This window comes from Bacillus sp. IS1, assembly GCF_032461585.1.
Classification (GTDB): Bacteria; Bacillota; Bacilli; order Bacillales; family Bacillaceae; genus Bacillus; species Bacillus velezensis.
In genome coordinates this window covers 494,564-520,094 of record NZ_JAWCWR010000002.1, presented here as the reverse complement: position 1 = coordinate 520,094, position 25,531 = coordinate 494,564, and the positions used below count along the sequence as shown (strand labels likewise).

General features: G+C 47.6%; 24 protein-coding genes. 14 read left to right on the top strand and 10 right to left on the bottom strand.

From position 1 onward, the window contains the following. Window positions 1-1,413, bottom strand: a complete 1,413-nt coding sequence (locus RUW00_RS10735; protein ID WP_280144673.1) for a bifunctional glycosyltransferase family 2 protein/class I SAM-dependent methyltransferase — start codon at window positions 1,411-1,413, stop codon at window positions 1-3. 92 nt (window positions 1,414-1,505) lie between these two features. Continuing rightward, entirely contained in the window at window positions 1,506-2,882 is a 1,377-nt protein-coding gene (locus RUW00_RS10730; protein ID WP_007407509.1) for a sugar porter family MFS transporter, read from the bottom strand. 304 nt (window positions 2,883-3,186) lie between these two features. Between RUW00_RS10730 and RUW00_RS10725 the strand changes: the two genes are divergently transcribed. From RUW00_RS10725 to RUW00_RS10715, 3 genes are all read left to right on the top strand, one after another. Then, window positions 3,187-4,173, top strand: coding sequence for an LCP family protein (locus RUW00_RS10725; RefSeq protein WP_014419036.1), 987 nt, complete (start codon window positions 3,187-3,189; stop codon window positions 4,171-4,173). Window positions 4,174-4,327: 154 nt separating this feature from the next. Then, window positions 4,328-5,185: a Cof-type HAD-IIB family hydrolase gene (locus RUW00_RS10720; protein ID WP_222885038.1), complete on the top strand. Its 858-nt coding sequence runs from the start codon at window positions 4,328-4,330 to the stop codon at window positions 5,183-5,185. A gap of 105 nt (window positions 5,186-5,290) precedes the next feature. Continuing rightward, complete coding sequence (locus RUW00_RS10715) at window positions 5,291-6,016, top strand: sunset domain-containing protein (protein ID WP_280145416.1); 726 nt, start codon at window positions 5,291-5,293, stop codon at window positions 6,014-6,016. A gap of 38 nt (window positions 6,017-6,054) precedes the next feature. On the opposite strand, the gene RUW00_RS10710 is transcribed toward RUW00_RS10715, so the two are convergent. The 5 genes from RUW00_RS10710 to pgsB all read right to left on the bottom strand — a co-directional run bounded on the left by RUW00_RS10710 (window position 6,055) and on the right by pgsB (window position 10,422). Beyond that, window positions 6,055-7,290 (bottom strand): C40 family peptidase, encoded by a 1,236-nt coding sequence (locus RUW00_RS10710; protein ID WP_280144674.1) that lies wholly within the window; start codon window positions 7,288-7,290, stop codon window positions 6,055-6,057. A gap of 150 nt (window positions 7,291-7,440) precedes the next feature. Next, window positions 7,441-7,602, bottom strand: coding sequence for an extrachromosomal elements maintenance protein EdmS (gene edmS, locus RUW00_RS10705; protein ID WP_003151344.1), 162 nt, complete (start codon window positions 7,600-7,602; stop codon window positions 7,441-7,443). 7 nt (window positions 7,603-7,609) lie between these two features. Next, window positions 7,610-8,758, bottom strand: a complete 1,149-nt coding sequence (locus tag RUW00_RS10700; RefSeq protein WP_007614174.1) for a CapA family protein — start codon at window positions 8,756-8,758, stop codon at window positions 7,610-7,612. 18 nt (window positions 8,759-8,776) lie between these two features. Then, entirely contained in the window at window positions 8,777-9,226 is a 450-nt protein-coding gene (gene pgsC / locus RUW00_RS10695; protein WP_003151340.1) for a poly-gamma-glutamate biosynthesis protein PgsC, read from the bottom strand. A 14-nt stretch (window positions 9,227-9,240) separates the two neighbouring features. After that, window positions 9,241-10,422: a poly-gamma-glutamate synthase PgsB gene (gene pgsB / locus RUW00_RS10690; RefSeq protein WP_003151337.1), complete on the bottom strand. Its 1,182-nt coding sequence runs from the start codon at window positions 10,420-10,422 to the stop codon at window positions 9,241-9,243. A gap of 731 nt (window positions 10,423-11,153) precedes the next feature. Between pgsB and RUW00_RS10685 the strand changes: the two genes are divergently transcribed. The 10 genes from RUW00_RS10685 to RUW00_RS10640 all read left to right on the top strand — a co-directional run bounded on the left by RUW00_RS10685 (window position 11,154) and on the right by RUW00_RS10640 (window position 21,172). Continuing rightward, the gene (locus tag RUW00_RS10685; protein ID WP_072177023.1) at window positions 11,154-12,623 is read left to right on the top strand and encodes a spore germination protein; all 1,470 of its coding nucleotides are present in this window, start codon (window positions 11,154-11,156) and stop codon (window positions 12,621-12,623) included. Next, window positions 12,613-13,704: a GerAB/ArcD/ProY family transporter gene (locus tag RUW00_RS10680; RefSeq protein ID WP_012118599.1), complete on the top strand. Its 1,092-nt coding sequence runs from the start codon at window positions 12,613-12,615 to the stop codon at window positions 13,702-13,704. The genes RUW00_RS10685 and RUW00_RS10680 overlap by 11 nt, the downstream gene beginning before the upstream one ends. Next, window positions 13,694-14,827, top strand: coding sequence for a Ger(x)C family spore germination protein (locus RUW00_RS10675; RefSeq protein WP_014419042.1), 1,134 nt, complete (start codon window positions 13,694-13,696; stop codon window positions 14,825-14,827). The genes RUW00_RS10680 and RUW00_RS10675 overlap by 11 nt, the downstream gene beginning before the upstream one ends. Window positions 14,828-14,920: 93 nt before the next feature. Continuing rightward, window positions 14,921-15,910, top strand: coding sequence for a LacI family DNA-binding transcriptional regulator (locus RUW00_RS10670; protein WP_280144675.1), 990 nt, complete (start codon window positions 14,921-14,923; stop codon window positions 15,908-15,910). Beyond that, window positions 15,903-16,784: a ribokinase gene (gene rbsK / locus RUW00_RS10665; protein ID WP_022553886.1), complete on the top strand. Its 882-nt coding sequence runs from the start codon at window positions 15,903-15,905 to the stop codon at window positions 16,782-16,784. Before RUW00_RS10670 ends, rbsK begins: the two co-directional genes overlap by 8 nt. Then, complete coding sequence (gene rbsD / locus RUW00_RS10660) at window positions 16,781-17,176, top strand: D-ribose pyranase (RefSeq protein ID WP_061860931.1); 396 nt, start codon at window positions 16,781-16,783, stop codon at window positions 17,174-17,176. The genes rbsK and rbsD overlap by 4 nt, the downstream gene beginning before the upstream one ends. A gap of 16 nt (window positions 17,177-17,192) precedes the next feature. Then, on the top strand, window positions 17,193-18,686 hold the full coding sequence (locus RUW00_RS10655; protein WP_014419046.1) for a sugar ABC transporter ATP-binding protein: 1,494 nt from the start codon (window positions 17,193-17,195) through the stop codon (window positions 18,684-18,686). Continuing rightward, the gene (gene rbsC, locus RUW00_RS10650; RefSeq protein WP_012118605.1) at window positions 18,676-19,647 is read left to right on the top strand and encodes a ribose ABC transporter permease RbsC; all 972 of its coding nucleotides are present in this window, start codon (window positions 18,676-18,678) and stop codon (window positions 19,645-19,647) included. Before RUW00_RS10655 ends, rbsC begins: the two co-directional genes overlap by 11 nt. 13 nt (window positions 19,648-19,660) lie before the next feature. Beyond that, window positions 19,661-20,578 (top strand): ribose ABC transporter substrate-binding protein RbsB, encoded by a 918-nt coding sequence (gene rbsB / locus RUW00_RS10645; RefSeq protein WP_014419047.1) that lies wholly within the window; start codon window positions 19,661-19,663, stop codon window positions 20,576-20,578. Between the two features lie 60 nt (window positions 20,579-20,638). Beyond that, the gene (locus tag RUW00_RS10640) at window positions 20,639-21,172 is read left to right on the top strand and encodes an SH3 domain-containing protein (protein WP_007407525.1); all 534 of its coding nucleotides are present in this window, start codon (window positions 20,639-20,641) and stop codon (window positions 21,170-21,172) included. Between the two features lie 124 nt (window positions 21,173-21,296). On the opposite strand, the gene RUW00_RS10635 is transcribed toward RUW00_RS10640, so the two are convergent. The 3 genes from RUW00_RS10635 to alsS form a co-directional block, all read right to left on the bottom strand. Beyond that, the gene (locus tag RUW00_RS10635) at window positions 21,297-21,821 is read right to left on the bottom strand and encodes an NAD(P)H-dependent oxidoreductase (protein ID WP_280144676.1); all 525 of its coding nucleotides are present in this window, start codon (window positions 21,819-21,821) and stop codon (window positions 21,297-21,299) included. Between the two features lie 102 nt (window positions 21,822-21,923). Then, a complete protein-coding gene (gene budA / locus RUW00_RS10630; RefSeq protein ID WP_003151318.1) occupies window positions 21,924-22,691 on the bottom strand; it encodes an acetolactate decarboxylase in 768 nt (255 codons plus the stop codon). Between the two features lie 60 nt (window positions 22,692-22,751). Then, window positions 22,752-24,464, bottom strand: a complete 1,713-nt coding sequence (alsS, locus tag RUW00_RS10625) for an acetolactate synthase AlsS (RefSeq protein WP_072177020.1) — start codon at window positions 24,462-24,464, stop codon at window positions 22,752-22,754. 156 nt (window positions 24,465-24,620) lie between these two features. Here alsS and alsR point away from each other — a divergent pair, with 156 nt between their 5' ends. Next, the gene (alsR, locus tag RUW00_RS10620; RefSeq protein WP_007407528.1) at window positions 24,621-25,529 is read left to right on the top strand and encodes an acetoin biosynthesis transcriptional regulator AlsR; all 909 of its coding nucleotides are present in this window, start codon (window positions 24,621-24,623) and stop codon (window positions 25,527-25,529) included. Window positions 25,530-25,531 lie beyond the last annotated feature (2 nt).

Here is a 25,531-nt window from a genome sequence, read left to right as displayed (position 1 = left end):
TCAGCGTGTTTTTTCGACACGGAGGAGAATTTGATAAATCCGGCTTTGTTCGGGCAGCTGTGTCACCGGAAATTGCATCGATTGCGCCATTCGTGTGATTTCCTGTAAAAACAGCTGCACCCGCTCATCCACGTGAACATACGTATAGGACTGCTTTTTCACAGCAAATGTCTCTTCCGGAAAGAGTGTGCGCACCGTCTGCGGCGTAAAAAACCGCAAGTGGGTGCGGTCGAGAATGCCGGCGTCTCTGTATGTCCAGTCACCGAGCAGAAGCGGGAACAGCGCTTCGGCGTGGGAAATATTCGGAATGCTGCAAACGATTGATCCGGCAGGCGACAAATAGGATGAGTACGTTTCAATGACGCGCCACGGGTCTTTTAAGTGCTCAAGGATGTCGGCGAAAATGATGCAATCAAAAAAGCCTTCCGGATAAGGCAGCTTCACTTCTTCGACGTCTTCCTGCAGCACCGCTTCATAATGTCCTTTTGCCGCTTGCGCCGCCAGCGGGTGCAGTTCTATTCCGTACAGTTCGCAAGGCTGTCTGTTTTGAAGTTCCAGCCCCGTAGCCCCCGCGCCGCAGCCGACATCAAGTATCCGTTTCGCCTCCCGGGGAACGAGCTCCGCAATTTCCGGTCTCGGATGAGTAAAGTACGTAAAATCAGTGCCCCATTTTTCCGTAAAACGCTGGCGGTTCTCCGAATATAACTGATTGATATTGATATCCTGATTAGCCGTAAACGTCGCGTGCCCGTGGTGATGCACAAAGGCATCGAGGGCGATGTGCAGGCTGTAGCCTTTTTGCAGGGCTCGCAGACATAGGTCATCATCTTCAAAAGAACCGTATCCGAATTGCTCATCGAACGGGCCGATGTCTTCAATGACGCTTCTTTTCACCAGAAGACAGAAGCCGACAAGGCGCAGCACCCGCTTTGTATGATGCTTTTCCCGTGCGCAATACGCCTCCGCGAATGACTCCAGCTCATCAAGCGATTGATACGCGTCATGGATCATTTGCGCGCCGCTGACATAGTTGCTGACGGGCCCGACCATACCGGTTTTTTCAGAATGATACAGCACCCTCAGCATGGAGATGAGCCAATTTTTCGTGACCATCGTATCGTTGTTCAGAAACAGCAGATTTTCTCCCCCTGCCGCTTCGATTCCCTGGTTGCACCCTTTGGCGAACCCGAGGTTTTTTTCATTTAGGATGACTTTGACGTCAGGCAGATTTGATATGTATTCTCTCGTTCCGTCTGAGGAACCGTTGTCAACTATAATCAGTTCAATCTTATCTTTGTCGGTGTATCGTTCAATGCTGGCCAGACATTTTTTCGTCAGCTCAAGTTCATTATATGTAAGGATAATAATACTCGTTTTCACCGGCATCCCCGCCTTTATCGTGACTTTATACAACGTATGACATATCCCCGTCATTTATGTGACCGGGCGCCTGCCCGCATCCGTTTTGAGGGGCCGGTGAATAACCGCCCCCCTAAAACTGAATATTACGGATGAACTGTCCGCCGATTTGATTCTGATCCCGAGCCTCCGTTACGGCTTTTCAGATCCTGCTCAATTTCTTCAAGGCTTTTCCCCTTCGTCTCGGTCACTTTAAACCGGACGAACAGGAATGCCAGTATCCCGATCGCGGCATAAATGAGAAATAAATAGCTGATGCCGACTGCTTCCATTAACATCGGATAGGTTAATGAGACAATCAATGTTCCGGCATGCAGCATCAAAGTGGAGACACCCGTCCCGATACCCCGGACATGCAGCGGGAATAATTCAGGAAGCATGACCCACACGGCAGGCCCCCAGCTGACCGCAAACACAATGATAAACAGGCCTAAACAAATCACCGTTGTCCATGATGCGGCTGCTGAATGTTCAAAGAAGAGATTGACCGCGGCCAATACGAGCAGACTGATGACCATGCCCGCATTTCCGGCCAGCAGCAGCGGCTTCCGGCCGATCTTATCAATGACTTTAATAGCCGCAAGCGTCATGATGACATTGACGGCACCGATTCCGACCGTTCCCAATATAGACGCGGAATTGCCGAACCCGACACTGGTAAATGTTTTCGGGGCGTAATAAATAATTGTATTTGTCCCGATGAATTGCTGCAAAAAGGCAAGTCCGAGGCCGGCAATCAGCGCGGGTCTCACCCACGGCTCAAACAATTCTTTCAAGCCGCCTTCGTTTTCCTTTTCCGCTTCTTTCATCTGATCAATCTCATCATCAATATTCTTCGTTCCCCGCAATGATGAAAGGATTTCTCTTGCTTTCTCTTCTTTGCCGATCGTAAACAGCCAGCGCGGGCTTTCCGGCATAAATAAGATTCCGATCAGCAGAATGACTGACGGCACAACCGCAAGTCCAAGCATCCAGCGCCAAGCGCCTGCATCGGCAAATATATAGTTCACGATATAAGAAACGAGGATTCCGACCGTAATCATCAGCTGATTCAGCGAAGAAAGCGCCCCCCGTTTATGCTTCGGAGCCAGCTCCGATAAATAGAGCGGAACGATCGTTGTAGATGTTCCGACAGCCAGTCCGAGAATGATCCGGAAAAGAACCATCACCTCTGTATTCGGGGCAAAAGCGACTCCTAAACCGCCTATACAAAACAGCAGCGCCGCTCCCATGATGGCCTTCCGCCTGCCGAACCGGTCGGTCAGTTTGCCGGCGAATCCCGATCCGAGAATCGCCCCCGCCAATAACGAACTGACGACGAGGCCTTCTGTAAAGGCGTTCAGTCCCAGTTCTTTTTTCATAAATAAAATAGCTCCGGAAATGACTCCGGTATCATATCCGTATAACGCGCCGCCGAGTGCGCCGAAAAAATAGAGCCATTTATTCGAGTGTATGCTTTTCATGTTATTTAGACTCCCTTCATCCAACGCTGTATCCGCGCGGAATTGTTCTACTGCTTCTTTTGCCTGTTTCCGTCCGTTTCAAACCTTCCGCACCGTTAATATCCATTATTTTACTAATTATTTTTTACAAAGCGACGAAACATTTCCCGCTTCCTGCCGTCCAATATAATGTGAACCTGATGCAAAAATAACAGTAGATGTTGTCGAAATAGAGAGAAAGATTTGGAATTTTCTCATTTACAGAGTTGCTCCAAGTCAACAATTATGGTACGCTTCACAAAGAATAGAAACGAGAGGTAATGATATGGAAGAACGATCTCAACGCAGAAAAAAGAAAAGACGCCTCAGAAAATGGGTGAAATTTGTACTGGTATTCGCCGCTTTCTTATTGGTGATCGCCGGTTCCGTCGGCACCTACGCATTTGTGAAATTGAATAATGCGACCAAAGAAGCGCACGTCAGCCTTGACCGCGGCGACCAGTCCGTAAAACGGATCAAAGAATTTGACCCGAAGAAGGATTCTTTCACCGTATTGCTTTTAGGAATAGACGCCCGTGACAGTAAGGGCGAATCAGTAGATGACGCAAGAAGTGACGCCAACGTGCTCGTCACCTTCAACCGGAAAAAGAAAACAGCGACGATGCTCAGCATTCCGCGGGATTCCTATGTCAACATCCCGGGACACGGCTATGACAAATTCGCGCACGCACATGCTTACGGCGGTTATAATTTAACTTATAAAACAGTAGAAAACATGCTTGATATTCCGGTAGATTATGTGGTTGAGAGCAACTTCGACGCGTTCCGCGATGTCGTCAATGAGTTGAACGGCGTTACGGTAAATGTGAAAAGCCAGAAAATTGCCGATCGTATTAAAGTCGATACAAAAGGAAAAGTCGTGCTGAAGCCGGGCGTCCAAACGCTTGACGGTGAGCAGGCACTGGCTTATGTAAGAACACGCAAAGCGGACACCGATCTGATGCGCGGACAAAGACAGATGGAAGTGCTGAGCGCCATTATTAAAAAATCTAAATCGTTAAGCTCGATCCCATCTTATGACGATATCGTCGACAGCTTAGGGAAAAACTTAAAAATGAACTTATCTCTTAATGACGCCATCGGTCTGTTCCCGTTTATCACATCGCTGAAATCGGTGGATTCTTTGCAGCTGACAGGTTCAGACAGCTATATTTACACTCCTCAGTACGGCAAAAATATTTATTACTTCAAGCTGAATGAGGAAAACCTTCAAGAAGTGAAAACGAAATTAAAAAATGATTTAAACGCGTAAGATGTCACGGCGGGGTTAGCAAATCCCGCCGTTTTTCTGTTGAAAAAAAGGACATGAAGGTATAGCCTTTTAACTGACGGCTTTCTGCTGATTTCGCACAAAGCTGAACATACTACATGAAGCAGCTTTATTTTTAAGGAGGGCATCCATACATATGAAATTGATAGCCATTGACTTAGACGGCACATTACTGAACTCGGACAGTGTGATTTCTCCGGAAAACAGAGCGGCTTTACAAAGAGCGGATGAAGCGGGCATTCTCGTGGCCATCTGCACGGGCAGAGCCACGTTTGATGTAAAAGCGCTCTTAAAGGATTTGGATATTCCGATCATTGCGGCAAACGGCGGGACAGTCCATGACAAAGGATACCGCCTCGTCAGCCGGCTCTTAATGGATCAGCAGGCCGGGAAGGATATCGCCGCTTATTTAACGGACAACGACATTTACTTTGAGGTCTATACAGATGATCATCTGCTGTCCCCGTTTGACGGCGAGTCCAAACTGCAGGCAGAACTGGACATTCTGAAAAGCGCCAATCCCAAGGAAGATATTCGGACATTATGGGAGGGCGCAAAGACGCAGTTTAAACAATTCGGCATTAAACCCGTGCAGGATATACAGGCGATTTTTAACGGAGACGAACATGTTTACAAGCTTCTTTGTTTCTCTTTTGATATGGAAAAACTGAGAAACGCCAAAGAAGAAATTACACATCATCCGAAATTATCCCAGACATCTTCCGGGAAACACATTATCGAAATCCTCCCTGCCGGTTCCGGAAAGGGACGTGCTCTGACGGAGCTTGCCTCACTGTACGGAATTGAAAAACAGGATATTTACGCCATCGGCGACAGCCCGAATGATTTCTCCATGTTTGAAGCGGCGGGAAACCGCATCGCCATGGGCAATGCGATTGATGAACTGAAGGAAAAAAGCACGTATATTACAAAAAGCAACGATGAAAACGGCGTCGCATATTTCATCAACCGGCTTCTCGACAACGATCAATAAAAGGCAAAAGCCAGGTCTTTCACGGCCTGGCTTTTCACGTTTCCCAAAAAAGGAATTCCCAAAAATGAAAATAAATTGTAAGATGAAGAAAAAAGGAGTTTCATGATGTCGAATGCAATCGCTATTATAGGATGTTTAGCTTTTCTCTGCGCAGTCGGATACGGAATATTCCACCTCATATGCAAAGCGGCAAAAAAAGAAAAACATTTTTCAAAAAAGCTGTTTTGGCCCCTTCTCATCGGCGGATTTATCCTGCTTCTGACCGGTGCCTCCCTCGCAGAGCCGGACGCCTCGGCCGTGAAGGCAGAGGAGAAATACAGCACCCTTGATACCGCTTATCAAAAATTGACGAAAGAACACCAGGCGCTTGAGAAAAAATATGAAAGCATCAGTGCCGCGGCCGAAAAGGAGAAATCCGAAGCCGAAGCCGGCAATGAAGAAAAACTCAGCAAACTCAGCCAAGAGATAAGCGAGCTGAAAAAAACAAACAAATCACTCAAACAAGACAATGAGAAATTAAAAAATTCACAAAAGAAGCTTGAAAAGACCGCTGAAACGCTTCAGTCAGAAAATAAAACTTTAAAGCGGCAGAAAGCAGAAACAAAAACATCCGAAAACGCGGAAACGGCGCAAAACAACGCCCCTTCCTCCAGCGGACATGCAGAAACGAAAGCAGCCGGCACCTCACAGGGATGCGACATTAAAGGCAGCCGGAACGGCATTTATCACACGCCGGGAAGTACATACTACGACCGGACGACAGATCCCGCGGAAATGTTCTGTTCCGTAGAGGATGCGGTAGCGGCCGGATACAGAGCGCCGAAACGGTAAAAGAAAAAGACGTCAGAGACACTCTCTGACGTCTTTTTTTACGGAAGCCGGATGCTGCCCGCATATTTGTCCTTCCAATAAGCGCTTGTGTTCATATTTGTTATGGTAACGCCTGCGGACACGGTGACATGAATCACTTGTCCGTTCCCGATATAAATGGCCGGATTCAGGCTTTCCGCTTTAAAGAAGACCAGATCACCGGGCTTCAGATCTTGTTTATCGACCGGAACGCCCGCCTCCATCTGCTTGTCCGCATAACGCGGCAGGCTGATTCCTTTCGCTTTTTGATAGATGTATTGAACAAATCCCGCCGTATCAAAGCCGGTTTCCGGTGAAACGCCGCCTTTCAGATAAGAAATTCCGATATGATCGGCCGCTGTGGACACAACGGGATTTTCTTTAGAAATGGCTAAATTGCTGAATCGGCGCACCCCCGTAAAATGTTTTTTCCAGTAATCTTCCGACAAGTAAGAAATGGTGACTTTTGCGGAGCGGCTTGCTTGGATGAACCTTCCCTCTCCCGCATAAATGCCCGCATGGGAAATTCCTTTTTTATACGTGTCGCTGAAATAAATCACGTCCCCGGGCTTTATGCCGCTCAGTTTGATTTTCTCACCGACCAGCCACTGCTGTTCCGCAGATCTCGGCAGGTAAATGTGAAGCTTGTTTTCAAAAACATATTGGACCAGCCCCGAACAGTCGAATCCCTCCTCGGGCGTGCTTCCGCCGAATACATACGGAATGTCGAGGTAACGGGCTGCCTCCTGAACGATCGGATCATCAGCCAGTTCCGGATCTTTTGTAATCCGCTTGGCGCCAAGATATAAATTCATCCAATAACTGCTTTTTTGAAAGCGTGTGACGGTTACGCCTTCAGACGGAGAACTGTGTATCATCTCTCCGTTTCCGATATAAAGACCGTCATGGACGGGCGCGTTTTGTGTTGAATCCGACTTTTTGAAAAACACAAGATCTCCCGGTGAAAGGTCATTTTCTTTGACGGCGGCTCCGACTTTCCATTGATCACTGACCGTTCTCGGCAGATGGATGTTCTGTCTGCTGAAAAGATAATGGATCAATCCGGACGGATCAAAACCGTCCTCAGGCTCTTCGCCTCCGTAAACATATTTATTTCCGACAAGTTTTTGCGCGTCTGAAACGATCAGGACAGAAACTTGAGAATCCGCTTCAGCAATTTCCGTTCTCGTCACTGCAGGTGCCACAAGACAAATCATAAGGCCGGCAAGGATGTACTTCCTCCAGCTTGTGAGCATGTTTTCTATTCACTCTCCTTATTTTTGGTAGTTTTTACATCGGTAACTTTTAACAAATGTTTAGGAGAGTACACAAAAAAAGAATGCCCGATATGGGCATTCTTTACTGGATTCGGAACAAACAATATGCCGGCAAGCGGAATCATGCGCTTATTTTGCGCCCGCTGTGTCCTCTTGCTGAATTTTTTGCATTTCCGTGTCAATTTTTTGTTTTTCCTGATCTGTGAGCTGATCATTGTATTTAAACGCTGACATAAACATAAAGACCATAATGATCGCGGCAAACGGCCATCCCGCTTTAATGATTTTCATTTGTTTTTCACTCCGCTTTCTTTTTTAAGATATCGCTGTGATCCACATCAAACGTTAATTTTCCATCCTTGACGCTCCAATCGAAATTCGATTCTTTCGTCAGTTCACGTACGATCGTTTTATGATTGATGCTGCCTTTTTTAACCGGTGCAGGCGTTGCTTCATGAATATTCATCGGCGTGACTTCAAAGCGTCCCGTGCCGTTTTTCTGCAGATGATATTGAACAAGCGCCGTGTCTCTCGTTCTTGTCCACCCCTGGTCGAATACGAAGTTGCCCAGGCTGTAGAAAATTACGGTGCCGTGGTACATTTCGATCGGTTCTAGCACGTGCGGATGGTGTCCGACGATAATATCCGCTCCGGCATCTGACATTGCTCTTGCCAATTGGCGCTGTCTGTCATTCGGATCATTATCGTATTCCTGTCCCCAGTGTGTTTGAACAATGACAAGATCGGCTTTCTTTTTGGCTTTAGAAATCATCGGAATAAACAGCTCTGGATCGGCCGGAAGCACACCCGGCGCATTTCGTTTAGCTGCAAAGCCTTTTCCTGAAACATCAGTGAAACCCAGTGTTGCGATTTTGATTCCGTTTACATCTTGATACGAAATGTTCTGCTCGGCTTCCTTCAGCGTGAGGCCCGCGCCGACAAGTTCAAGATTTTGCTTTGAAAACTCTTCAACCGTATCCCGCATTCCTTGAGGGCCGTAATCCATCGCATGGTTGTTGGCTGCCGTAAGAACGGTGAAATTCATGTCCTTCAATACTTTTACGGCATCTTTGTTTGACTGAAGGTGGATATTTTTTTCTGCTTCTTTGTAGTTCTTTTTATATGTAACCGGGTTTTCAAAGTTCCCCGACACATAGTCGGATGCTTCGAAGAATGGCTTTGCGTAACGGAAGACACTCTCCGTGCCTTTATGCTTTGTCACTTTCTCGACATTCCGGCCCATCATAATATCTCCGACGAATGAGGCTGATACAAGGTCATCTGCATTCCTTTTCACACTCGGCGTTTCCGCCTTCCCTGTCAGGATGCAGACGAACATCAGGCAAAAGACGATCGGCAGCGCGATAAAAACGTGAAGATTGGTCTTCTTTTTCTGCTGTTTGGTCAGCTTCAGCAGTTTTTCTTGAAAGCTTAATTGTTTTTTCATCGTTTGACACACCTTACATTAGATTAAGTAGTAAGCAAACATAATGGCAAAAGTTGCGCCGCTTAAGAACAGCGTGCTGGCAAATGTAATCGTTAATCCCTGTTTCTGAATGGTATTGGCGATCAGACCCGGTACGATGATACCGATTCCGCGGAATTCTGATATCTCAAACGGTACGATCGGGTAAAGGAAATCAAGGGCGATTTTTAAGCAGATTCCCGTTATCAGCATAGCTGCGAACTTTCTGCGTCCGTACAAAATCATAAATCTGGATAAACCGTATTTGACGATCACGTATGTAAGAAGACTCACTAACAATACGAGTAAAATAAAGACCGGCTGGTTAAAAACGAGCCCTAAATAACCCGGCACGACTAAACCGGCAGGTACGATACCTGTTTTTTCCGCGAAAATTAAACTGATTAACACGCCTAAAATAAGTGAGATGTATAAATCTGATCCGAACATTTATCCTTTTCCTCCTAGCTAACGAGCTGTTTCACCTTATACTCTTGAATTTTTTCAATTAATGGTTCCGCTGAACCGTGGATATTGCCGACGCCATATATGACACGGTTTTGCATTCTTGTTTTCAGCACGTCCATGATTTCGTCTGTTGATTTATATTCCAGATCGTGCAATGTATCGGCAGGAATCTTGCCTTCTTCATAAGCTCTGACGATCGGTTCTGTCGTCTCGCCGATGAGTATGAGTTCCTTCGTTTTAATGTACGGAAGCACGTCGTTTGCGAACTGAATCGTTCTGTCCACACGGTCGGCGCGGCAGTTCATGATGACGATCGGTTCATCTGTCGGGTAGCCGATTTCCTTTACACGTTTCCATATATTCAAAGTAGAAGATGCATCATTTGCGGCAAAGCCGTTTACGAAATGACCGGGCTCCTTCGTGCTGAGCAGCGGCAGGATTCTCATGGCGCCAGGATCAGGCGGCGCATTCAGCATTCCTTTAAACGCCGTTTCTTCATCTATCCCAAGAGCCTGGGCAACGCCGAGCGCAAGGGAAGCGTTATCAGGAAAGACCATATATTCAAATTTTCGAAGGTATTCATCTGTAATTTTAGAGTTATCCGCAATAATGACCTCGGTATTCCGCTCTGCGGCTTTTTCTTTAAAGAAGTCTGTGTATTCACTGTCTGTAATGACAAGGTGACCGTTATACGGTATCGTCGCGGTAAAAGCTTCAGCGATTTCATCAAGCGTCGGCCCCATGACATCCATATGGTCTTCAAGCACATTCACGATGACGCCGATGTTGGCTTGAAGGAGTTCTTCCTGAAAGATAATCTGATAATCCGGGTTTACCGCCATACATTCACTGACAATGGCATTGGCGCCCCGTTCTACGGTTTCCTTCATTACTTCTTTTTGCTCGCCGATATTCGGGCCCTGCGGTTTCCGTTTGATCGGTTTCTCCTCAGGTGTATCCCAATAGATCATCCTTGCATCTGTTCCCGTCGTTTTTCCGACTGTTTTGTAGCCCGCCTCCATCAGTATTCCGGTCGTCAGCCTTGTTACGGTTGACTTTCCGCGGATACCATTAATATTGACGCGTACTGGCAGAGCATCGATATTCTTCTGATGCCGCCTTTTTTCAATGATTCCGATGATTAGTACGGCAGCACAGGCTATAATGAGTAACCACATTGATTTTTGACATCTCCTTCTGTATTGATAAATTCATTCATCAGTATATAGCTTCACTATGAATTCTCAATCGGCATTATGTAACATAATCTTCCCGCTTTCACTGAGCCAAACTTCTCTATTAGTGACGCTATTCTTCCTATTATCGAATTGCTTTTTTTGGGAATAGGCAGGACTTCAACCTTACTTTAATTTTTCAAAAGAAAAATGAATGCGTTTACATTTCCGCGCAGAAATTCATTTAGACCAATGGAACTATTCGCGTTCCGGAAGAAAAAGATGTAATGATAATCCATCTTTTCCAGCCCGTTTGTATCAGCGTTTTTCGCACTGCGCATACGTTTCGGGACTCTCTGTCCGCTGTATGCAGACTGCCTGTTTTGTTAAGGATAAGGTCTTAAAGTCATTCATTTCTCCCCCGTATCCTGCTTTCAGTCCCATTCCAAAATAACTAGCGGAATGACTGGTACATGACAGAAAAAGACGGGTCCGGAGTGTTTACAAGAAATACACATTTTATATGCGGAAAGCCTTTCTCCTTTTAAACCATTTACAGGACATTTATCCCTCTTTTGAAATAATTTTAATAAATCTTTATATTCGTTCAAGAAATATTCATCCATAAATGTGAAGTTCTTGGTAAAACATCGAGGAGCTCCTCTATTTTATAAAATGCATAAAAAAGGAATACCCGCTGAAAACTACAGATAACCAGGAAAGGAGGCGGTCTGATGTCTGCGGATAAACAAAACAAACGGATTCCCGGCGATTTTGAATCGGCTGTACGGGAAATGCAGGAGCTGATGTGTGTTTGCGGTGATTTTAAAATACGAAGGATCAAACTGCAGGACCGTCATACCGCTTTCTTTTATATTGAACAAATGATAGAAGAACAGAAGCTGAATGAGTTTCTGTTAAGCGACACCCTGCAGAACGGCCCGCTTGAGGAAACGATGAATGCCGTCAGCAGTGCGGAAACGGATGAAACCAGAAAACTCATTGACGGGATTTTGGCAGGACAGGTTGTTTTTCTCAGCGATGCATCGAGGAAAGCGAAGCTGTTTTCCGTCGGGCAGAATCCGCTGCGTTCCATTATGGAACCCGAATCTGAAAGTATCGTCCGCGGCGCCCATGACGGGTTTGTGGAAAGTTTGGAAACGAACATTCATCAGCTGCGGTTTCACATACAGGACCGCCATCTCTCCGTTCATTATATGGATATCGGGGAAAGAGCCAAATCAAAGGTTGCGGTTATCTTTGTTGAGAATATCGCCAATCCGGAGATTGTCGAGGAAGTGAAGCGGCGCCTGTCATACCTGCGTATAGACAGCGTGCTTGCGCCCGGGATTATCGAGGAATCAATAGAAGATAATTCGTTTTCCATTTTTCCGCAGATCATTCATACGGAACGGCCGGATAAAGCAAAAGCATGCGTGATGGAAGGCTGTGTACTGATCATGATGGATGGGAGCCCGTCGGCTTTGATTGCGCCGATCACATTCTTTTCTTTTTTTCAATCGCCGGATGACTACAGCACGAGATGGATTTCCGCCAGTTTTTTAAGAGTGCTGAGATTTTTCGCCTTTATGATCGCGATTACGCTGCCCGCTTTTTATATCGCGCTGATTGCATTTCATTTTGAAGTCATTCCCAACGATCTGATTATCACCATGAAAAATTCGATTGTTGATATTCCCTTCCCTCCGCTGATAGAAGCAATGATTATGGAGATTACGATTGAACTGATCCGCGAAGCCGGTATCAGGCTGCCGAAACCGATCAGTCAGACGATCGGCATTGTCGGCGGTCTCGTGATCGGTGACGCAGTCGTTCAGGCGGGACTCATTTCTAATATGATGATTATCGTCGTAGCCGTTACGGCCGTTTCTTCTTTTGTGCTTCCTTCATATGAAATGAGCACCTCCATCCGAACGCTTAGATTTCCGCTTATGTTTCTGGCATCTTCGTTCGGTTTTATCGGCATCGCACTCGGCTTCGGGCTTATTCTGATGAACCTGTGCAAGCTTGAATCACTCGGCGTCCCTTATTTATCATCTCTGACGCCGTTTCATTTCAGCGACTTGAAGGATGCATTTATCCGGCTGCCGGCTTGGTTTATTAAAAGAAGGCCTTTTTATTTGAGACCGCAAGACTCAAAGCAGATAAAACATGTTCGGGGGTGGAGAAAAGATGAAGCCTAAAAAAATCAGCCCGCTTCAAGGCGTGTTTTTCATCAATCAGACGCAGATCAGCATCGGCATTTTGGCGCTGCCCCATTTACTGATGATGAAATCGGGAAGCAGCGGATGGATTTCCATTCTGCTTACCGGATTGCTCGTCCAGCTTACATTCAGCCTGTATATGATATTATTTCACCGGTTTCCGAAGCTGAACCTGTACGAAATGCTGGAGGAGGTGTTCGGAACACTTGCCGGCAAAGGGGTGCAGGTGCTGTATATTTTATATTTCGCGTTTCTCTGCACGCTCATTCTTTCTGTATTTACACGGATATTGGATATCTGGGTGCTCCCGCAGACTCCGAATTGGGTGGTCAGCTTAATGCTGATCCTCGGTTCTGTCTATATCGCCCAGGCCCCGCTGAATGCGATCGCCAGGTTCAGCTTTATCTTAACACCGTTTTTGCTGCTGATCTCTCTGCCGATTTTATACACGCTGGGAAAAGCCGATATCACATACATTATGCCGATTTTTCACGGAACCGCAAAAGACATGCTTACCGGGGTGCAGCAAACACTTGTCAGCATTACCGGCTTTCAGGCGGCGCTCGTGATCGGGCCCCTAATCAACTGCACCGTCAGCCAGCGCTACAAAATACTGACGATTTCAAACATCTTGATTATCCTTTATTACCTGTATATCACCCTTACTTGCTTTGTCACAATCAGCCCCGAAGAAATAAAAATGATCCCGGAGCCTGTGCTGTACCTGTTAAAAACCGTTTCATTCAGAATTATCGAACGGACGGATCTGCTCTTTTTGACGTTTTGGTTCGTGACCGTCTTTTCAACACTGGCCAACGTGTTTTACTTGGCAAGCACCGGCATCGCCAAGCTGTTCAATCAAAAAGACCACAGCCGGTTTGTTTATCCGCTGGCCCTGCTCGTCTTCCTTCTGTCTATTTGGGCCACAAGCACGGATAAAACGATACAGCAGCTGGATCAGTTTTTCCGCATTTCCGATATTGTGTTTGTGTATTTGTTTCCGTTATTTATGGTATTGATTGTCCTTGTACGCAAAAAGGGTGTCCGCCATGCGCATTAAAAAAGCGGTTCTTATCAGTCTCATGTGCGCAAGCCTGACACTTGCGGGCTGCTGGGATCAAAATTTGCTGAAAGATATTTCTCTCGTGCTGACCGCAAGCCTTGATGTTGATCATGACGGTAAAAATAAAATCGGCATCACCTATCGGAAGGTTCAGTCGTCCCAGGCGGAACAGGAAACGGGCGGCTCATTCATTACGACGGTGCTCAGCGCTTCCGGGCACACCATCCGTGAAGCGCGGTTTCAATTGGATAAGCTTGTCGATCAGCGCATTGACACGTCCAAGCAAAGAGTCTTATTAATCGGTGAGAAAATGGCGGAAAAACCGCTTTTTCCTTATCTCGATGTCTTTTACAGAGATCCGAAAAGTCCGCTTCTCGCTCATCCGGCGGTTGTAAAAGACGGCGAGGCGATTGAAGTGCTGAAGCTGATCGTCCGGCAGAAATTGATCGTCAGCAAGTATTTAACGAATTTATTAACAAGCGCTAATGCGGAATCAAATATCAGCATGGAAAATTTGCAATCCATCCGTTCAAGCATGCTGACGGCTGATAAGGATTTCGCCCTTCCTTATTTATCGATTAACGGACAGACGATAAAGGTAGAGGGTTCTGCCCTGTTCAGCGGCCAGCGGAAAGTGACTGAGGTGCTCGGTCAGGATTCGACCCTCCTGACCCTTTTAAGCGGGCAATTTAATAAATCGGCTAATATTAATCTGAAGCTGTGGGACAAATACAAAATGGATATTGAAAATTATCTTTCTCTCGGCATCACGGATGCCACGCGAAAGATTGTATTTATAGATACAGATCCGCAGCATATAAAAGTGAAAATCCGTTTAAAACTGAATGCACGCGTCTTGGAATATCCGAAGGACAAGCTGAATTCTTATACGGCAATCGACCAAATGAACAAACAAGCATCAGCAAATCTGAACGGGCAGGCCAGATCGGTGATCAGCCATATTCAGGAGCACAACTCGGATATCCTCGGCATCGGCCGGAACTATCAAACCCATTATTATGAGCGGGGCAAGCGGCTCAATTGGCGTGAGGTCTATCCTTCCATCGAGATCGTCCCTGATATCAAAGTGAATATCTCGCAAATCGGTATCGTGAATTAGTAGAGGCCCCGGCCTCTTTTTTTGTTGCCAACCGAAATTATTCGTGTTACTCTTTTTATGTAAACGGTTACATAAATGAAGGAGGAGTGTTTGTTGGCAACGATTAAAGATGTCGCAGGCGCTGCCGGCGTCTCTGTTGCCACGGTTTCGCGTGTCCTCAATGACAACGGCTACGTGCATGAAGATACACGAACGAAGGTCATGCTTGCCATGGAGAAGCTGAATTATTATCCGAATGAAGTTGCCCGCTCTCTTTATAAAAGAGAATCCAGACTGGTCGGGCTTTTGCTTCCGGATATTACGAATCCCTTTTTCCCTCAGCTTGCCCGCGGGGCTGAAGACGAGTTGCAGCGGGAAGGATACCGGCTGATCATCGGCAACAGCGATGAAGAATTGGAAAAAGAACTCGACTACCTGCAAACATTTAAACAAAATCAAGTTGCCGGTATTTTGGCGGCCACCCATTACCCCGACCTTCCCGAATACAGCGGCAGCCTTTACCCGGTCGTATTTCTGGACCGGACAAAAGAAGGCGCCCCATCCGTATTCAGTGACGGACGGGCAGGCGGAAAACGGGCGGCTGAGGAAATGCTTCGCGGCAAAAGCACAAGCATCACGCTTGTCAAAGGCCCAGCCCACCTTCCGACCGCTCAGGAACGTTTTAACGGCGCACTTGATGTGCTGCAAAAAGCGGGCGCGCAGTTCAATGTCATCTCCGCCGCTTCATTTTCCATCAAGGATGCCGCCATTTTAGCAGAAGAATTGTTTGCAGCATACCCGGAAACCGACGGAGTCATTGCCAGCAACGACATTGCGGCGGCTGCCGTCCTCCATGAGGCGCTGCGGCTCGGCAAAAAAGTTCCGGAGGAGATTCAGATCATCGGATACGACGATATTCCGCAGAGCAGGCTTTTGTTTCCGCCTCTTTCAACCATCCGCCAGCCTGCATATGAGATGGGAAAAAAAGCGGCAAACCTGCTGCTGCAATTGATAAAGAAAGAGCCGCCGAAAGAGACGGCCATTCAAATGCCCGTGACTTACATAAGAAGACAAACGACGAGAAAGGATGATCACCATGAGTGAAATTTGTGTTATCGGAAGCTGTTCTATGGATCTGGTCGTCACATCCGATCGGCGTCCGAAAGCCGGAGAAACCGTACTGGGCACAGACTTTCAAACCGTGCCCGGGGGAAAAGGCGCAAACCAGGCTGTAGCCGCTTCCCGTCTGGGCGCAAACGTATATATGGTAGGAAAAGCAGGCAATGACGGCTACGGAAAAGCGATTATTGAAAACCTGAAGGCAAACGGTGTCAATACGGACTACATGGAAACGGTTACACATAAAAAAAGCGGAACGGCTCATATTGTGCTCGCAGAAGGAGACAACAGCATCGTCGTCGTAAAAGGCGCAAACGATGACATCTCCCCCGATTATGCCAAAAGTGCGCTAGCAAAACTTCCCGGCATTGATATCGTGCTGATCCAGCAGGAGATTCCTGAAGAAACCGTTGAAGAAGTGTGCAGCTACTGCCGCGCGCAGCAGATTCCGGTTATCCTGAATCCCGCGCCGGCCCGGCCGCTGAAACAATCGACGATTGAGGATGCCGCATATCTTACGCCGAACGAACATGAAGCATCCATTTTATTTCCTGACCGGACGAAAGAAGAAGCGCTCGCCGGCTATCCCGGCAAACTGTTCATTACCGAAGGAAAACAAGGCGTGCGCTACTCAGACGGCACCAAGGAACGGCTTGTTCCCGCTTTCCCTGCAGAAGCGGTCGACACGACGGGAGCCGGCGATACCTTTAATGCGGCACTTGCCGTCGCACTCGCGGAAGGACGGGACATCGAGCAAGCGCTCCTGTTTGCCAACCGCGCCGCCTCCCTGTCCGTGCAGCACTTCGGCGCCCAAGGCGGGATGCCGGCCAGAAAAGAAGTTGAGGAGCTGTTGTCATGAAAAAACACGGAATGTTAAACAGCCACATTGCCAAAGTATTAGCCGATCTCGGGCATACAGACCTCATCGCGATCGCCGATGCGGGTCTCCCCGTCCCTGACGGCGTCCTTAAAATTGATTTGTCCTTAACGGCGGGCGTTCCCGCCTTTCGGGACGTGACTGGCCTGGTAGCCGGGGAGATGGCAGTCGAAAAGGTGATAGCCGCTTCCGAGATCAAAGACGCAAATCCTGAGAATGCAAGTTTCATAGAAAGCCATTTCTCAGCGCAGACGATCGAGTACATGTCCCACGAGGAATTCAAACGGCTCACACAGAAAGCAAAAGCCGTCATCCGAACGGGTGAAATGACACCATACGCCAACTGCATCCTGCAGGCGGGTGTGATTTTCTAGAAAGAAGGGATCCAGCATGCACATCGGCATGACAGACATTCATAAAGCATTCGGCAAAAACCAAGTGCTCTCCGGCGTCTCATTTGAGCTTCTGCCGGGAGAAATCCACGCTTTAATGGGAGAAAACGGAGCGGGAAAATCGACGTTAATGAATCTGCTCACCGGGCTCCACCGGCTCGACAAGGGAAACATTACGATAAACGGAACAAATATGAGCTTCTCCAATCCAAAGGAGGCCGAAAAGCACGGAATCGCCTTTATCCATCAGGAACTGAATATATGGCCGGACATGACGGTGCTTGAAAACCTTTTTATCGGCAAAGAGCTGACGACGGCGTTCGGCGTTTTGGAAACGAAGAAAATGAAAGCGCTAGCAAAATCACAGCTTGAAAAACTGGGAGTCTCTCTTCCTCTCGACCGGGAAGCCGGACAATGTTCCGTCGGCCAGCAGCAGATGATTGAGATTGCCAAAGCGCTGATGACAAACGCCGAAGTCATTATTATGGACGAACCGACCGCGGCGCTGACCGAACGGGAAATCAGCAAACTGTTTGACGTAATGACGGCGTTAAAGCGGGACGGCGTATCCATCGTCTATATTTCGCACCGAATGGAAGAGATATTTTCGATTTGCGACCGGATCACCATTATGCGGGACGGCCTCACTGTCGATACGGCGCATATTAAAGATACTAATTTTGATGAAGTGGTCAAAAAAATGGTCGGGCGGGAGCTGACCGATCGGTATCCGACTCGCACGCCGTCACTCGGCGATAAGGTGCTCGAAGTGAAAAACGCCTCAAAAAAAGGAAGCTTTTCACAGATCAGTTTCCATGTGAGCGCCGGAGAAATCCTCGGCGTTTCCGGCTTAATGGGTGCCGGACGGACAGAAATCATGAGGGCGCTGTTCGGAATTGACAGGCTCGATTCCGGAGAGATCTGGATTTCCGGCCGAAAAACCGGCATTCGGGGTCCGTACGATGCCATCCGCAAGGGCCTCGGCCTGATTACGGAGAACCGCAAAGATGAAGGGCTGCTGCTGGATACGTCCATTCGTGAAAATATCTCATTGCCGAACCTGACCAGCTTCTCTCCGAAAGGCATCATTGACCGAAAACGCGAGGCGGAGTTCGTTGAGCTGCTCATCAAGCGTCTGACCATTAAGACCGCATCTCCGGAAACCGCCGCCCGGCATTTATCAGGAGGAAATCAGCAAAAAGTCGTCATCGCCAAATGGATCGGAATCGGCCCGAAAGTTCTCATCCTTGATGAACCGACAAGAGGCGTCGACGTAGGCGCGAAAAGGGAAATCTATTCATTAATGAATGAACTGACCGATCGCGGAGTCGCCATCATCATGGTGTCTTCCGAGCTGCCGGAAATTCTCGGCATGAGTGACAGAATCATCGTCGTCCACGAAGGGCGCATCAGCGGAGAAATCAATGCGGCCGGCGCAACACAAGAACACATCATGACACTTGCCACGGGAGGGCAGCAGAATGAAAACTGAACCAATGACATCAACTGAACAAAAGCGATTTTCCATTCATACCTTTACGCAAAAACTCGGTCCGTTTCTCGGCTTACTGATTCTTGTGCTGATCGTTTCCGTTTTAAACCCGAGTTTTCTTGAACCCCTCAATATTCTCAACCTTCTTCGGCAGGTTGCGATTAACGCTCTGATTGCATTCGGAATGACGTTTGTCATTTTAACGGGAGGCATTGATCTCTCTGTCGGAGCCATCCTCGCCTTATCGAGCGCATTGGTCGCAGGTATGATGGTCTCAGGCATCGATCCGATCTTAGCCGTCATCATCGGCTGCGTGATCGGCGCCGTACTCGGCATGATAAACGGATTATTAATCACAAAAGGAAAAATGGCGCCGTTCATCGCCACTTTGGCGACAATGACCGTCTTTCGCGGACTGACCCTCGTCTATACGGACGGAAATCCGATTACGGGGCTCGGTTCAAATTACGCATTTCAATTATTCGGGCGCGGTTATTTTCTCGGCATTCCCGTACCTGCCATTACGATGCTGATTGCATTTGCGGCCCTGTGGGTTCTTCTGCACAAAACACCGTTCGGCCGCCGGACATACGCCATCGGCGGCAATGAGAAAGCGGCGCTGATATCGGGAATCAAAGTGCCCCGCATCAAGATCATGATCTATTCTCTGACAGGTTTATTATCGGCGCTGGCAGGAGCGATTCTGACATCACGCTTAAATTCCGCACAGCCGACGGCCGGGGAATCATACGAGCTGGACGCCATCGCAGCGGTCGTTCTCGGCGGAACGAGCCTGTCCGGCGGTCGAGGGCGCATCATCGGTACGCTGATCGGGGTTTTGATTATCGGAACGCTGAACAACGGCTTGAACCTTCTCGGCGTATCATCTTTTTATCAGCTCGTCGTCAAAGGAATCGTCATTTTAATCGCGGTGCTGCTGGACCGCAAAAAATCGGCATAGTAGGAGGACCATTATGAAGAAAGCCATCATCACGATCGCGGCATTATCACTGTTTTTGCTGTCCGCCTGTTCACTTGAACCGCCACAATGGGCAAAACCGTCAAACACAAAACATAAAAAAGAATTCACTATCGGGCTCTCCGTCTCTACATTGAACAATCCGTTCTTCGTTTCATTAAAAGAAGGCGTTGTAAAGGAAGCCAAAAAACGGCGCATGAAGGTCATTATTGTCGATGCCCAAAATGATTCATCTAAACAGTCAAATGACGTAGAAGATTTGATCCAGCAGGGAGTCGATGCGCTGCTGATCAATCCGACCGATTCATCAGCGATTTCAACAGCCGTCGAATCGGCAAATTCCCTCGGCATTCCCGTCATTGCGCTTGATCGTTCAGCCGAACACGGCAAAGTCGAAACGCTTGTCGCCTCTGACAATGTCAAAGGAGGAGAAATGGCGGCTGACTACCTCGCCGATCAGCTCGGAAAAGGCGCCAAAGTGGCTGAACTGCAAGGGGTGCCGGGCGCATCCGCGACACGGGAACGCGGAACGGGCTTTCATCATATTGCCGACAAAAAGCTGGATGTCGTAACAAAGCAAGCGGCGGATTTTGACCGTACAAAAGGATTGACCGTCATGGAAAACCTGCTGCAGGGACATCCGGATATTAAAGCCGTGTTCGCCCATAATGATGAAATGGCACTCGGGGCGCTCGAAGCGATTAACAGCTCGGGCAAACACATTCTGGTCGTCGGTTTCGACGGAAATAAAGATGCGATTTCTTCCATTAAAAACGGGAAGCTGACAGCCACGGTCGCCCAGCAGCCGGAGCTGATCGGAAAACTGGCGGCCGAAGCGGCGGAGCAGGTGCTCAAAGGAGAAAAAGTCAAAAAAACCATTTCCGCTCCATTGAAACTTCAAACACAAAAATAACCGGCCGATGTTTAGACTTCCGGTAAAACGTGAAAGGATGAAGTAAAAGGAGAGATACAGATGAAGAAAACAGCCAAAGCGGCATCCATTCTGACCCTTGCAGCGGGAATAACAGCGGCTTCAGCTGCCGGAATAACGCCTCTTCCGGAGACACACGCGCAAGAAGCGGTCAAAATTGACGATCTGTACAGCTACCCGCTTGACTCTTATCTCGTTTCCGCGGAAGCATTGAACGTCAGAACAAAAGCATCAGCAGCCAGTCCGAGAGCTGATACCCTTCATTTAGGCGACAGCTTAAAGATCGTTTCATTCCAGAACGCTGACTGGGCAAAAGTACATTATAAAAACGGAAAAACAGGATTTGTATCTACTCATTATATTGTTAAAGAAGCAACAACCGTAAAAACGACGGCAAAAACAAAAGTATATACAGACAAACAAGCGGTCAAAGCTTCCCTTGCTAAAAACACGAGCGTTTCTTTCCTCGGATGGAAAAAGACAGCCGGCGGCGGCATTGACTTCGGCTGGGCGCTTGTCGATTACGGGGGCGCAACGGGATATATCAGCACAAAAGATCTGCAAAAACTGACATAATATCAAAACGGATTTCGCAAATTCAGCGCGAAATCCGTTTTTTCTTTCTTGAGCAGTCAGAAACGTCTAAGGTTCGAAATATTTCTCAGGAAATATTGTCGGATGAAGATGAATGCATACGACTCTAAAACGGCTTCTTTATGTAATCCGCCAGGCGTTTGGCATTGTCACGGATAGCCGCAGCATCGGCGCTGCTTACCCCGTACATCGCAAAAGCCGGCAAATAGGTCATACCCGTAAAATTAGCCATTGCCTGAAACGGCCTTAAGAGCTCGCTCAGTGAAAAATGGTTAGACCCGCCTGCCTGATATGCATCCTCTCCGGCACCTACGGAAACAGCCAGCAGCAATTCTTTGCCGTGCAGCGCCTTTCCTTTGGAGCCGTAAGCCCAGCCATACGCCAGCACATGATCCATCCATGTTTTTAAAAGCGGAGGCGCACTGTACCAGTACAGCGGGAATTGAAATACGATCCGGTCATACTCTTCACACAGCTGCCGTTCCTTTTCCGCATCTATTTTCCCGTCCGGATATTCTTTATAAAGCTCACGGACCGTGATATCATCATGATTTTTTAATTCTTCTGTCCACGCCTTATTGACCGCTGAGTTGTCCATGTCAGGATGAACCGCTAATACCAATACTTTCACAGCTACCACACCTTTCCCTTTTGACTGTATTTTACCTAATCTTTGCCGGTTCAGCCAAATAAAAAGAAAGCCCCCGAGAAAAATGGGGCTTTCTTTTTTAATTTATTCCGGGCTTCCTTCGGTTGTTTCGATATCCTTCGCAAAATTCGGATTATCTAAATTTGCGTTGAAAAAGTCCGCCGTGTTCGGAAGCTTGAGGTTCATATTCATTTTTTGAGAAATGGTCACTTTACAATCTTTAATGACATAGTCAAACACGTGTCCGCCGGAATTGCGTCCTTCATCAATGAAGTGCAGGTGATATCCGGAAACAGCGATGCCGTTTGCGTATCCCGGCGTCCAGAAGCCGGCGATTGTACCTTGAATGTCGTCAAAGTTGAACACAGGCTGTGTTTTCACCGCTTCGATCATCGGAACGTACGGTTTCTCCTGGCGTTCTACCGTTCTTGTCTGCACCTTTTTAAATACGCCGTCTAAACGGATCGCATAAAATAAGTTTTTACTAGGCAGAAGGCTGGCGATTTCCTGCTCGAATTCTTCACGGGTCATTTCGCCGTCGATCGTATGCGTCATATCCGGCGTGAAAAATGTGAATGAGCAGAATGGTGACAGGTCTCCGCCTTTAACAGGCGTAGCCGTTCCGTCGCCGCGCAGACGGTAAAATTCTCCGTCAAATCCGATTAATTCGCCGTCCAGTTTGTTGAACGTGCCGATTCCGAAATCACCGAATTTCGGAATGTCAGCCATATCAAAATCTCCGTCATATACTCCGTCCAGCAGAGATGTCATTGTGGATACTTGATAGATCTGATCCTCAGGTGAGCCTTTTTCTCCGCGGCTCATCATATGGATGTCGCTTGCGTTTTTCATATTCCCTTCACTCCTTTTAAATTGGGCTGTTTTAGAAAACAGGTCATGGTGCGCAGAGTGCTAGAGAGCTTTTGCTTTCATTTTTTCTTTGAATTGCTTCGGAAGCATGTCGCTTGATAAATGGACATTGTCACTGTAATCGACAGGAATGTCAATGATGACAGGGCCTTCTGTGTTCAAGCCTTTTTGCAGCACGTCTGCCAGCTGTTCCGGTGACTCAACGCGCAAGCCGGTGGCGCCGAAGCTTTCTGCATATTTTACGATGTCAATGTTTCCGAAATCTACGCATGATGTACGGTTATATTTTTTCATTTGCTGGAATGCGACCATATCATATGTGCTGTCATTCCATACAAGGTGAACGATCGGCGCTTTTAAGCGGACTGCCGTTTCCAATTCCATTGCAGAGAACAGGAATCCTCCGTCTCCTGAAACGGATACGACTTTTTCACCCGGATTCACCAGTGTGGCGGCAATCGCCCAAGGAAGCGCTACGCCCAATGTCTGCATGCCGTTGCTGATCAACAGTTTCAGCGGCTCATAAGCGCGGAAGTAGCGGGACATCCAGATCGCGTGAGAACCGATATCGCAAGTGACGGTTACGTCGTCATCAATTGCATTGCGCAGTTCCTGGACGATTTGCAGAGGATGCACTCTGTCGGATTTATTGTCGCTTGGCGCCTTCTCGCTGTCTGTGAGCATCTGTTTTAATTCGCTCAGCACTTCTTGTTCACGGCTGCCCATATCAAATGTCACAGCGTCGTGTTCAATTTGTTTAACCGTAGCGGCGATATCGCCTAATAATTCTAATTCCGGCTGATAGGCATGATCGATATCGGCTTGGATTTCATCAAGATGGATAATAGCACGGTCGCCGTTTACGTTCCAGAACTTCGGATCGTATTCAATCGGATCATAACCGATCGTTAATACGACATCCGCCTGTTCAAGCAGAAGATCGCCCGGCTGGTTGCGGAACAGTCCGATCCGGCCGAAATATTGGTCTTCCAGCTCTCTGGACAATGTGCCGGCCCCTTGGTACGTTTCTACGAAAGGCAGTTTTGTTTTGGCAAGCAGTTTGCGGATTTGTTTTACCGCTTCCGGTCTTCCGCCTTTCATGCCGACTAACAGAACGGGAAGTTTCGCCGTCTGGATTTTCGCGATAGCCGCGCTGACCGCTTCTTCCGGTGCAGGGCCTTGTTTCGGCGCCGGCACGCTGCGTACGTTTTTCACGTTTGTGATTTCATTCACAACATCCTGCGGAAAGCTCACAAAAGCCGCGCCTGCCTGACCTGCTGACGCTGCCCTGAAGGCGTTTGTTACCGCTTCTGGTATATTCCCTGTTTCCTGTACTTCTACACTGTATTTTGTAATCGGCTGAAATAGCGCCGCATTGTCCAATGATTGGTGTGTCCGTTTTAACCGGTCTGCGCGAATTACGTTACCCGCCAGCGCCACTACCGGATCACCTTCTGTATTAGCCGTTAACAAGCCGGTCGCCAAGTTGGATGCCCCCGGGCCTGAAGTAACGAGACAAACGCCTGGTTTTCCAGTCAGTCTTCCGACAGCCGCAGCCATAAATGCAGCGTTCTGTTCGTGACGGCATAAAACCAGTTCAGGTCCTTTATCTTTTAACGCATCAAATACTGCATCAATTTTTGCACCCGGAATGCCAAAAACATGTGTGACACCTTGCTCCACTAAGCAATCAACAACAAGCTCCGCCCCCCGATTTTTTTCAGAGGTTTTTAGTTCATTTGTTGCTTTTGCCAACACCCTCACTCCTTATTATGCATATTAAATATAAAATTTTAAGTAATTTGTGATATTATTCACTATACACTCTTTGGAAATTGACCTCCAATATCAATTCGCCGTATGATTAATATGTTTCACGAATAATTAACAAAGAGAAAGGAATGGATAAGGATGGAGCTTCGCCATCTTCAATACTTTATTGCCGTTGCCGAAGAACTTCATTTCGGCAAAGCTGCGCTTCGGTTAAATATGACACAGCCGCCTCTCAGCCAGCAGATCAAACAGCTTGAGAAGGAAGTCGGCGTGACCTTATTAAAGCGCACGAAACGGGTTGTAGAGCTTTCAGCTGCCGGAGAAAGTTTTTTAAAACACAGCAGAAACGCGATCGAAGAAATAGACAAAGCGATTGAAATGGCGCAGAGAACGGCGCGGGGAGAGCTCGGCCGCCTTGTCGTCGGTTTTGTCGGCTCGGCCACATATGAATTTCTGCCGCCGATCATTCGGGAATTCCGCGAAAAATTCCCCTCCGTCAAGCTTGATCTGCGTGAAATTTCTTCTTTCAGACAGCAGGAAGAACTTCTGAAGGGGAACATTGATATCGGCATCCTTCATCCGCCTTTACAGCATTCCGCGTTACATATGGAAAAGGTGCAGAGCAGTCCGTGCATTCTGGCTTTGCCGAAGCAGCACCCGCTTACCGCTAAACAGACAATCGACATTCAGGATTTAAAAAATGAACCGATTATCACACTGTCGAAAGAAACATGGCCGACTTTATACCTAGAGTTTGTAAACTACTGCGAGCAGGCGGGCTTCAAACCGAAAATCGTTCAGGAAGCGACGGAGTATCAAATGGTGATCGGATTGGTTAGTGCCGGTATCGGCGTAACCTTCGTGCCTTCTTCTGCTAAAAAGCTGTTTAATCTCGAAGTCGCCTACCGCGGCATTAATCAGGTGCAGCTCACTGCCGAATGGGTCATTGCCTACCGCAAGGATAATCAAAACCCGATTCTGAAACATTTTCTGGATATTATGAATAAACGTCAGGCTTTATTGCAGGCGGATAAGGAAAATGCATAAAA